Here is an 11,169-nt window from a genome sequence, read left to right as displayed (position 1 = left end):
TTTATTAACATAAGTCTTTTGATTATAAGTATTAAAAAGCCTAAAATATGTGATATCGGTTCTAAAAAAAGTAGGGTAATAGCAATGTTGCCAGCGTTTCTATCTGGTTTTGCATGTTGTGCACCAACATTTGTAATTTTATGGGTAAGCGTTTTTGGAGGGGTTGCAACGGCTTTTTTGGTAATTGCTAGATGGGCATTACCATTTTCAATATTATTGCTAAGTGTTGGAGCAATTCAAGGAATTAGAAAATTGAACATTTAGTATAAAATAATCGTATTTGTAAAATATATGACTTTGAAAATTATAAATGTTCAACTTTTTAGTAGTGGGAGTATGTTATGTGAAATGGGTATACATAAACTATAGCTGGAGGTATGTATATGAAAAAAATTTGTATTACTATGATTTGTATTATTCTGCTTATTAGTTTATGTAAAAATGTTCAAGCTGAAAATGATTTGGTGGATGTCTTATTGTTAAATTCTTATCATGATGGATATGAGTGGAGCAATGATACCAAACAAGGTGTAAAAGAGATGCTAGATGAGGGTAAAGCTGAATATCATTTTCGAATAGAGCACATGGATACCAAAAATATAAGTACTGATGCTTATATGGAAGAGTTAGTTAAGCTTTATAAGGTTAAGTATGATAAGGATGAATTTGAAATAATAATTGCAGCAGATGATAATGCACTTAAATTTTTATTGAAATATAGGGATGAACTATTTGATAAAACTCCGGTGTTTTTTTGCGGAGTAAATACTTTAGCAACTCATGATTTATCGGGGGCAGATAATTTTTATGGTGTAGTTGAAAAGCACTCTATATCGCAAACAGTTGAGATTGCTATGAAATTAAATAGTAATTTGAAAAATGTATATTTAGTGGTTGATGATTCTATAACTGGGAGAGCAACTAAGAAAGATGCTTATTCTGATATGGAATATTTGAAAGATACCATAAATTTCAAAGTGGTGGAAGAACGGTCATTTGAAGAAATAGTAGAATTTGTAAAGCGATTGGATTTGAAAAATAGTATAGTAATACAGTCATATTTTGTGATTGATAAAGATGGATCTACATATCCACTCGACTATACAGCGCGAAGATTAATTGAGAGTTCAAGTGTTCCTGTTTTTGGAATATTTTCATTTGGGTTTGGTGAGGGAAGTGTTGGAGGTAAATTTGTTGAAGGTTATACACAGGGGCAGAGAGTTGCTAGAATGGTTAATGAATATGTAGAAAATGGATCTATAAGTGGAGATAGATTCATAATTGATGAAAGCTTTAACAGGTATTATTTTGATTATAATGTTATTAAAAAATTTAATTACAATACAGATTTATTGCCTAATGAAAGCATCATAATTAATGAACCAATATCATTTTATAAACGCCATGAAATAGTTATAAATGTAAGCTTGGGAGTATTAGTGTTGCTAATGATATATGTTTATATATTGAGACGTCAAATATATGTTCAAACAAGTAGAATAGTTGTAACTCAAACTCAGCTTATGGAGTCTGAAAAGATGGCTTCATTGGGACGACTGGTCGCTGGAGTAGCACATGAGGTAAATACTCCTCTTGGAATTGGGGTTTCACTTTCGTCTTTGATAACTAAAGAAACAAATAAGTTAAATAAAAAGCTTGAGGAGCGCACACTATCACAAAAATCGCTGAAGGAAACTCTAGCTAAGATAAATCATAGTTCTGAGCTTATGGAATCAACAATGGAGAGAGCTTCTGAGCTAATACGAAACTTTAAGCAAGTTGCAGTTGATCAAACAGTCGATGAGGAGAGGGATATAGAATTAGGTAGATATATTAAAAATATAATCAGTAGTTTAAATAGTGAACTCAAACAAAAAAATATTAAAATAACTATTAATTCAAAGGAAGAGATAAATATAAATTGTTATACAGGAGCTCTTTATCAAATAATACTTAATTTGGTAATGAATTCATTGAAACATGGATTTGATGGTAGAGATGAAGGAACGATACAAATAGATATAAAAAGAAATTGGCAGGATTATAAGCATATAAAAGGTCCAAGTATAAGTATAATTTATATTGATGATGGCGTGGGTATATCTAAAACGGAACTCAAAAAGATTTATGATCCGTTTTTTACAACGAAGAGAAATAAAGGTGGATCGGGATTGGGACTTAATATAGTTTACAACCTAGTTAATAGAAGACTTAATGGAACAATCAGTTGCCAAAGTTCAGTAAATGAATATACAAAATTTGAAATAGTATTTCCTAATCAAAGCGATAAATATGTATAAATTCGGCTAAGTATTTGAAAATATTATTGTATTATTTATATAATGTTGGTATAATGCACCTAGTTGAGATTGACATGAATTTTTGTTTTAATTTATGTATATTTTTGTGATTGTAGATTGTTTTATATTTGTATTTATTGAAACTAGTTGATTTGCATCTCTTTAAATTTTATGATTGGAGAGATTGTGATGAATGAATTTAGTATCAATACTAGTATCTTTTTTGGAAAAGGTTCTTTAGATAGATTAAAATCTATCAAGGAGAAAAGCGTTCTTATTGTTTGCGATAAATTTATGGAAACATCAGGGATAGCTGATAAAATCAAAGAAAAATTGGAAAATTGTCATGTTACTGTTTTTAGTGATATAGTACCAGATCCATCTGTTGAAGTTGTAGCAGCTGGTATTCAAGTACTAAAAGAATGCAAGGCAGAGGTTATGATTGCTTTAGGTGGAGGTTCTTCTATAGATGGAGCAAAGGCAATTAGAGAGTATGCAAAGCAAACATTAGGTGAAGAATTAATTATTGATGATTTTTATGCGATTCCTACTACGAGTGGAACCGGATCAGAAGTAACTGAGTATGCGGTTATAACAAATAAAGAAGAGAATCTTAAATATGCACTTGCGAATAAAGAGCTTTTGCCAAGTGTTGCTATTTTAGATCCAGAGTTGGTGAAAAGCGTTCCAAAATCTATAACAGCAGATACTGGGATGGATGTAATAACTCATGCACTAGAGGCATATGTATCAACTAATGCAACTGATTTTTCTGATGCGCTTGCAGAAAAAGCCGTTACTATGGCGTTTAGATTTTTGCCTAAAGCATATGAAAATGGCGATGATGATTTAGCAAGAGAGAGATTGCACAATGCATCTTGTTTAGCTGGGATGGCATTTAATGCAGCGGGGCTTGGAATAACGCATAGCTTGGCTCATGCAATTGGTGGGAAATTGCATGTTGCTCATGGAAGAAGCAATGCTATTATACTTCCACATGTAATTGAATTTAATGCTAACCTAGATATGAGTAGTTTCAATTCGAAATGTGAAGTACAAGCAAAGAAATATCAGAGAATAGCTAAATTATTAAATTTACATGCACCTAATGTCCATATTGGTGTTAGCAATTTAATAAAAGCTATAAAAGAACTTCAATGCAAATTGATGATTCCAAAAACGTTTAAAGAACATGGTATTGATGAAGATATGGCTAATGCAGCTAAAGAAGAAATGATAGATGCAGCACTTAAAGATATATGTACAGAAGTGAATCCAAGAATAGCTAAAAGAACGGATTTGCTTGAAATAATGAACAAAATTTTAGGCTAACTATGTTTTGAATCACTCAGCAATGAGTGATTTTTTGGGTTTGTAAAATATAAACAAAAGGGGTTTTGTTGATATGGGAGATGAGCTGTATTCGATCGGGAAAGTAGGAGAAATATGTAAAGTGACAAAAAAGGCACTCAGATATTATGACAAGGTAGGAATATTGTCACCAGAAAAAGTAGCAGGTGGTAGTGGTTATAGGTATTATAGCAAAAAGAACTTATTGTCAGTACCAATAATAAAATACTATAAACAAAGTGGATTTAAATTAGATGAAATGAAAGAGTTTCTAGAAGGTGCTAATTATGACTTTTTAGATAAGAGTTTTAGAAGAAAAATAGATGAATTGACTGAGCTTGATAGAGAGATAAATTTAAAAAGACGATCGCTTAAAGATTGGTATGATCTTATAGTTGAAGCGCAAATGGTTATTGAAAATAATGTTTGTGATGTAGCTATAAAGTATATAAACGATTGCAAGTTGATATATTTAGAGCAGGATTTTAATTATGATTATATGGAGTCTATAATTAATTTAGAATTCAATAATTACGTTGAGTCTATCAACAATGCTATAACAGGGCCAGTAATTCTTAATTTTTCATCATTTAGAGATAAAATAGATGGAAAGTGTGAGAAAGTACGCATTATGCAGCAAGCTATTTTGAAGTGTGAAGAGAGCAAATGTGTTGAATTAAAGGGATGTATGGTTGCATCGTGCTATCATATTGGAACGCATGACACGATAGGAGATACTTATAAGAAAATAGTAGAATGGACAGAAGAAAGAGGTTATGTTTGTTCTAATGAATCATATGAGAGGTATGTGACTGATTATTGGACGACTAAAAGTTCAGATAAATTTGTTACTGAGATTTTAATCGGAGTAAAACGAAAAAACTGATATTTGGAAACCCTTCCCCTAGGGGGAGGGTTTTTATAGAATTTATTTAAAATTTTAGAAAAAAAATGTTTTTGGAATATTCGGGGAAATAATAAGAGATAGAAAATAAGATGAGCATATTTGAATCAAACGATAACATATTCATTTAAATTATTTATGAAGGTGTTTTGAGTTGATTCAAATATGCTTTTTTGTTTGCAAAAAAATAATTTAGGGAAATTTTAAGAATTCATTTTGGAAATTGTGTTGACCTTCCTCTATAGGGCAAACGATATAATCTTGTTTACAAAGGCAAATATTGAGATGGAATCGATTAGTTTTCACTCAAGTATGAATATAAATCAACTTACAATCACAAAACTTAATAATTATCAATCTAGGCATTATTTATTAAATTATAAAAATAAAAAAGAGGGAAGGGGTTTTATTTTATGAGTGAAAATTCAAATGCTGTGAAGCTAGGGAGGAATAGACATAAACCAAGTTCACAAGCTATAGCTGCCAAAAAGAAATTATCAAGCGGCTTTATGAAGAAAGGAATATCTCTTGCATTATTTTCAGGTGTGACATATGGAATCTGGACTGCATGTTTGACTATGGGGATGACAAAAGGTGTTTGGGGAGATTGGTATGGTGCTAATACAGCTGGATTATCAGCTTTTGTAATTGCATACGTATTAGCGGCACTTGGCAATGCTATAAATGATACATGTAGTGCTGTGTGGGCATTGTTATATGCACTTAAAAAAGGAAAATTTGGCGATTTTGTAAGATGCTTAAATAGTAAACCAGGAAGAATTATAATGGTTGCGGCACTTATAGGTGGGCCAGTTGCGGGAACAGCATATGTAATAGCGCTTCAAATGGCGGGATCTATAGTAGTTCCAATATCGGCACTTTGCCCTGCAATAGCAGCTATTCTTGGAAAGATACTTTACAATCAAGAAATCAATAAAAGAATGGCAGTTGGAATATTTATATGTGTTAGTGCAAGTTTCCTTATAGGAAGTACAGGTTTTACTGGCGGAGAAACTTCACCAACTATGTTCCTTGGTATAGGAATTGCAATATTAGCAGCTCTTGGTTGGGGATTTGAAGGATGTGTTGCTGGATATGGTTCTGTTATGGTAGATCCAGAAATTGGTATTTGTATTCGTCAGGTAACATCAGGTATAGCTAACTTATTTATATTGGTACCTATATTTGGAATTTTTGCAGGTGGAATTGATATATCAATAGATTTAGCTACTCAAGCATTTACATCAGGTCCAGCTATGATCTGGTTTGCATTAAGTGGATTGCTTTCAGTTATGACATTTATGACTTGGTATGCTGGAAACAGTATGTGTGGAGCTGGTCTTGGAACAGCTTGTAATGGTACGTACTCATTCTTTGGACCATTATTCTGCTTATTGTTATTAGGCGTATATGGTGGACAAGAAGGTTGGTCATTACCACCAGTTGTTTGGGTTGGAGCAGTGATAATGATGTTTGGTATTTTAACTATATCAATGAATCCATTTGATCTTTTAAAAAGAAATTCAGAGGAGGCATAGAATATATGAAACCACTTAATTATGCAATATTAAAACATTTTACAAAAGTTGATGAGGCAAGTGCAGAAGATGTCATTATAGCACTAAACAAAGAATACAGTTCGTTCAAAGCACTTAATAAAAAAGACGTAATGAATGCGTTAATGACTGCGGAGGCAAATGGTCTTCTTGAAGAAACTGGATTCGAATTAAATAAGAATGACGAATTAGTAGTTTACTATCATGCTCATGCAGAAGGAGCAGAGATAATAAATAAATATATTAGAGACTAAAACATGGGATTCCCCTCTTAGAAGTGAGGGGAATCTTGAATATCAGAATTTGGGAGGAGGATTTCTTGTGAGATATTACGGAAATGAGGCATTAGGTCTTATAGAAACTGTTGGTTTGGTTCCAGCATTAGAGGCAGCGGATAAAATGTTAAAAGCAGCCAATGTAGAATTGATTTCATATGAAAATATAGGGTCGACACTTGTAACTATTATGGTGAAAGGTGATGTTGGAGCAGTAAAGTCAGCAGTTGAAGCTGGAGCAGCAGCAGCGGCTGCGATAGGAACATTGACAGCTAGCAATGTTATGCCACGACCTATTAGTGAAGTTGGAGATATAGTTTCAGTTCACGATATTGATTTGTAGATAGAAAAGAGAGGGGAATGATATACATATGGCTAGATATGAAGCTATAGGATTAATAGAAACATTTGGTTTAGTATTTGCATTAGAAGCTGCAGATGCTATGTGTAAAGCATCAAATGTAGAACTAGTGGGATATGAAAATGTTGCATCTGGTTATATTTCTGTGTTAGTACGTGGGGATGTTGGAGCTTGTAAAACAGCGGTAGAAGCTGGGGTTGCAGCAGTTAATGGAATGGAAGGTGGCAATTTATACAGTTCAGTTGTCATTCCAAGACCACATGAAGACTTAGAAAAAATCATAAAGCGTTATGCTATAGAAAACTTAATACCAACTCAAGAAGGTTAAACTTTTATGAAAAGGAGAGAGTGAAATGAAAATTATAGATAATGATTTACTCTCTATGCAAGAAGCAAGAATTCTAATTGAAAATGCTCATGAAGCACAGCAGAAATTATCTACATTTCCTCAAGAAAAACTTGATGAAATTGTTGCAAGAATGATTGAAGAAATACAAAAGCATTTGAAAGAATTATCTGAGCTATCGGCTGAGGAAACAGAGTATGGGAAAGTTGAAGATAAGTATATAAAAAATAAATTTGTTTGCAAGTATCTCAATGATAGATTGAAATCAATGAAATGTGTTGGGGTTATAGATGAAGATGATATAGGTAAAACACTTAGTATAGGTGTTCCGATGGGAGTAATTGTTGCATTTTGTGCACCGACTAATCCAGTATCTACTACTATATATAAATCACTTATAGCGATAAAATCAGGAAATGCAATTGTATTTTCACCTCATAAGAGATCGCAAAATGTAGTGAAAAGAGCGCTTGAAATACTAATAAGAGCAGCTGAGGGAGTTGGATTACCAGAAGGTGCCCTTGCATATCTTCATACGATAAGTAAAAGTGGTTCAATAGAACTTATGAATCATAAAAACACAGCTCTTATCATGAATACTGGAGTTTCAGAGATGTTAAAAGATTCATATAAATCAGGAAAGCCTGTGATTTATGGTGGAAATGGAAATGGACCCGCATTTATAGAACGTACTGCAGATGTAGTCAAGGCAGTTGATGATATAGTTTGCAGTAAAAGTTTTGATAATGGAGTTGTATCTGCTGCAGAGCAAGCAGTTGTCGTAGATAGCAGTATTGCAAAAGAAGTTGAAATCGAGTTTTTAAATAAGGGCGCATATTTTATGAGTGAAGATGAAGCGGAGAAATTAGCTAAAGTCCTAACGAATAAAGATGGTAGTTTGGATTTAGATATGATTGGAAAAACACCTCAATTTTTGTCAAAGAGAGCTGGATTTTCTGTAAAAGATAATACGAAAATATTGATTTCTAAACAAAAATACGTATCTAAAGATAATTTTTATTCAAAGGAAAAATTATCACCAGTACTAGCATTTTATATAGAAGATGACTGGATGCATGCTTGTGAAAAATGTATAGAGTTATTGCTTACAGAAAAATATGGACATACACTTATAATTCATTCTAAAGATGAGGATGTAATTCGACAATTTGCAATAAAAAAACCAGTTGGAAGAATTCTTGTAAATACGCCAGGGACATTTGGAAGTATGGGTGGAACAACCAACTTATTTCCTTCAATGACTCTTGGGAGTGGATCAGCAGGAAAAGGAATGACATCAGATAATGTATCACCGATGAATTTGATTTATATCAGAAAAGTTGGATACGAAATCAGAGGCGTTGCGGATATGTTTGGTAAAGAAGCATTTACATCGGAGATTGCCGATAAATCAGCGGAGAAAGATAATTACAAGTTACTAGAAGATATATTGAAAAAAATATTGGAAAAATAGAACTATCACATAAATGTGAAATATTAAGAAAGAATGTGAGGTAATAACGTGGATATTAGTGAATTTTCAGCTAAATTTATGGAAGCTACTGAGAATATGTCTGAAGCAGAAAGAGCTAGTTTGATGAAGATGTTTCAAAGTGTTTCAAAAGAAATAACAAAAGAAGAAACTCATACAGAATGTGTTGATTGTGAGAATGATGGAAAGGTACCAACTGGTCTTACAGATCGTTTAGTTAAGATAAAAGAAAATTATTTAAAGCATGTACCATCTATAACTATTCACAGAGCTAAAGCTATTACAAAAATGTCTAAAGAAAATCCTGGAATGCCAAAGGCATTATTGCGCGGGAAATGTTTTAAATATTGTTGTGAAAATGCTCCACTAGTAATTCAAGATCACGAATTAATAGTAGGTGCTCCAAATGGTAAGCCTCGTGCTGGATCATTTTCACCAGATATAGCTTGGAGATGGTTGTCAGATGAGCTTGAAACTATAGCAACTCGTCCTCAAGATCCATTCTATATTTCAGAAGAAGACAAAAAAGTTTTAAGAGATGAGATCTTTCCATATTGGAAAGGTAAATCAGTTGATGAATATTGCGAAGATCAATATAGAGAAGCTGGTGTTTGGGAATTATCGGGAGAGTCATTTGTATCTGATTGTTCATACCATGCAGTAAATGGTGGTGGAGATTCAAATCCAGGTTACGATGTAATTCTTATGAAAAAAGGTATGCTAGATATTATAAGTGAAGCTAATGAGCATTTAGCGAACCTTAGCTACGAAAATCCAGATGATATAGAGAAAATTTATTTCTATAAATCATTAATAGATACAGCAGAAGGGGTTATGATATATGCAAAGCGTATGTCTGATTATGCAGCTGAATTGGCAGCAAAGGAAATAAACCCTAAAAGAAAAGCTGAGCTTTTGAAAATTTCAGAAGTAAATGCTAGAGTACCAGCACATAAGCCAAGTAATTTCTGGGAAGCGATACAATCTGTATGGACTATAGAGTCTCTTTTAGTTGTTGAAGAGAATCAAACGGGAATGTCTATCGGTAGAGTTGACCAGTACATGTATCCTCTATATAAAGCTGACCTTGAGTCAGGTAGAATGAGTGAGTATGAAGCATTTGAATTAGCTAGTTGTATGCTTGTAAAGATGTCGGAAATGATGTGGCTTACTAGTGAAGATGCATCAAAATTCTTTGCAGGATACCAACCATTTGTAAATATGTGTGTGGGTGGAGTTACTAGAGAAGGTAGAGATGCTACTAATGAATTAACTTACTTGCTTATGGATGCGGTTCGTCATGTGAAAATTTATCAGCCATCATTAGCTTGTAGAATTCACAAATCATCTCCAAAGGAATACCTTAAGAAAATCGTAGAAGTTATCAAATCAGGAATGGGATTCCCAGCTTGTCACTTTGATGATGTTCACATAAAGATGATGTTGTCAAAAGGAGTATCTATTGAAGATGCTAGAGACTATTGTTTGATGGGCTGTGTTGAACCACAAAAAGCAGGTAGATTATATCAGTGGACTTCAACAGGATATACTCAGTGGCCAATATGTATAGAACTTGCAATGAATCACGGTGTACCACTTTGGTATGGCAAACCAGTTTGTCCAGATGCTGGAGATTTAGATCAGTTTAAAACATATGAGCAATTTGAAGCGGCAGTAAAAGATCAAATAAAATATATTACTAAGTGGACAAGTGTTGCCACAGTTATTTCTCAGAGAGTACACAAAGAATTAGCTCCAAAACCACTTATGTCAATGATGTATGAGGGTTGTATGGAAAATGCTAGAGGAGTAGAAGCTGGTGGAGCTATGTACAACTTCGGACCTGGTGTAATCTGGAGTGGATTAGCTACTTATACTGACTCTATGGCAGCTATCAAAAAATTAGTATTTGAAGATAAGAAATATACATTAAAAGAAATGAATGAAGCTCTTAAAGCAGATTTTGTTGGTTATGAAAAGCTTAGAAAAGATTGTTTAGATGCTCCAAAGTACGGCAATGATGATGACTATGCAGATTTGATAGCAGCAGACCTAATCAACTTTACAGAGCAAGAACATCGTCAGTACAAGACATTGTACTCAGTTCTTAGCCACGGAACATTGTCTATTTCAAACAATACTCCTTTTGGTCAATTGACAGGAGCTACTGCTAATGGACGTAAAGCTTGGATGCCATTATCAGACGGAATTAGTCCATCACAAGGTGCGGATTATAAAGGACCAACAGCTATTATAAAATCTGTTTCAAAGATGTCTTGTGAAGATATGAATATAGGAATGGTTCACAACTTTAAGTTGATTTCAGGATTGTTAGATACTCCAGAGGGAGAGCAAGGAATTGTAACATTATTACGTAGTGCTTGTGCACTTCAACTTGGAGAAATTCAGTTTAACTATTTAGACAATGAAACTCTTATAGAAGCTCAAAAGCATCCAGAACAATATAGAGATTTGATTGTTAGAGTTGCTGGTTATAGTGCATTCTTTGTTGAGTTGTGTAAGGATGTTCAGGATGAAATCATCAGTAGAACTATGTTAGATCATTTCTAAAACTGATATTAATA

The 11,169-nt window shown here is 33.3% G+C and carries 10 protein-coding genes; all 10 read left to right on the top strand.

All coding sequences use genetic code 11. The features are described 5' to 3' along the window. Positions 1-264, top strand: a 264-nt coding sequence (locus N4A40_03535) for a hypothetical protein (GenBank protein MCT4660909.1), incomplete at its 5' end; no start/stop codon positions are given. 119 nt (positions 265-383) lie between these two features. Next, a complete protein-coding gene (locus N4A40_03530) occupies positions 384-2,300 on the top strand; it encodes a HAMP domain-containing histidine kinase (protein MCT4660908.1) in 1,917 nt (638 codons plus the stop codon). A gap of 189 nt (positions 2,301-2,489) precedes the next feature. After that, complete coding sequence (locus N4A40_03525) at positions 2,490-3,632, top strand: iron-containing alcohol dehydrogenase (protein ID MCT4660907.1); 1,143 nt, start codon at positions 2,490-2,492, stop codon at positions 3,630-3,632. Positions 3,633-3,705: 73 nt separating this feature from the next. Continuing rightward, the gene (locus tag N4A40_03520) at positions 3,706-4,536 is read left to right on the top strand and encodes a MerR family transcriptional regulator (protein MCT4660906.1); all 831 of its coding nucleotides are present in this window, start codon (positions 3,706-3,708) and stop codon (positions 4,534-4,536) included. Between the two features lie 431 nt (positions 4,537-4,967). After that, a complete protein-coding gene (locus N4A40_03515; protein ID MCT4660905.1) occupies positions 4,968-6,092 on the top strand; it encodes a hypothetical protein in 1,125 nt (374 codons plus the stop codon). A gap of 5 nt (positions 6,093-6,097) precedes the next feature. Then, positions 6,098-6,364, top strand: a complete 267-nt coding sequence (locus N4A40_03510; GenBank protein ID MCT4660904.1) for a hypothetical protein — start codon at positions 6,098-6,100, stop codon at positions 6,362-6,364. Positions 6,365-6,431: 67 nt separating this feature from the next. Further along, entirely contained in the window at positions 6,432-6,728 is a 297-nt protein-coding gene (locus N4A40_03505; GenBank protein MCT4660903.1) for a BMC domain-containing protein, read from the top strand. A gap of 28 nt (positions 6,729-6,756) precedes the next feature. Beyond that, positions 6,757-7,074, top strand: coding sequence for a BMC domain-containing protein (locus N4A40_03500; protein MCT4660902.1), 318 nt, complete (start codon positions 6,757-6,759; stop codon positions 7,072-7,074). 25 nt (positions 7,075-7,099) lie between these two features. Next, positions 7,100-8,566: an aldehyde dehydrogenase family protein gene (locus N4A40_03495; GenBank protein MCT4660901.1), complete on the top strand. Its 1,467-nt coding sequence runs from the start codon at positions 7,100-7,102 to the stop codon at positions 8,564-8,566. 48 nt (positions 8,567-8,614) lie between these two features. Next, positions 8,615-11,155, top strand: a complete 2,541-nt coding sequence (cutC, locus tag N4A40_03490) for a choline trimethylamine-lyase (protein MCT4660900.1) — start codon at positions 8,615-8,617, stop codon at positions 11,153-11,155. Positions 11,156-11,169 lie beyond the last annotated feature (14 nt).

The organism is Tissierellales bacterium, assembly GCA_025210965.1.
In the GTDB taxonomy this organism is placed as follows: domain Bacteria; phylum Bacillota; class Clostridia; order Tissierellales; family JAOAQY01; genus JAOAQY01.
Note: the sequence above shows the minus strand (reverse complement) of the source record. Positions and strands in the feature narration are given on the sequence as shown.

Coding starts and splice junctions, on each gene's coding strand:
- N4A40_03495 (MCT4660901.1), top strand. CDS start 7,100: ATGAAAATTATAGATAATGATTTACTCTCTATGCAAGAAGCAAGAATT.
- N4A40_03500 (MCT4660902.1), top strand. CDS start 6,757: ATGGCTAGATATGAAGCTATAGGATTAATAGAAACATTTGGTTTAGTA.
- N4A40_03510 (MCT4660904.1), top strand. CDS start 6,098: ATGAAACCACTTAATTATGCAATATTAAAACATTTTACAAAAGTTGAT.
- N4A40_03520 (MCT4660906.1), top strand. CDS start 3,706: ATGGGAGATGAGCTGTATTCGATCGGGAAAGTAGGAGAAATATGTAAA.
- N4A40_03525 (MCT4660907.1), top strand. CDS start 2,490: ATGAATGAATTTAGTATCAATACTAGTATCTTTTTTGGAAAAGGTTCT.
- N4A40_03515 (MCT4660905.1), top strand. CDS start 4,968: ATGAGTGAAAATTCAAATGCTGTGAAGCTAGGGAGGAATAGACATAAA.
- N4A40_03530 (MCT4660908.1), top strand. CDS start 384: ATGAAAAAAATTTGTATTACTATGATTTGTATTATTCTGCTTATTAGT.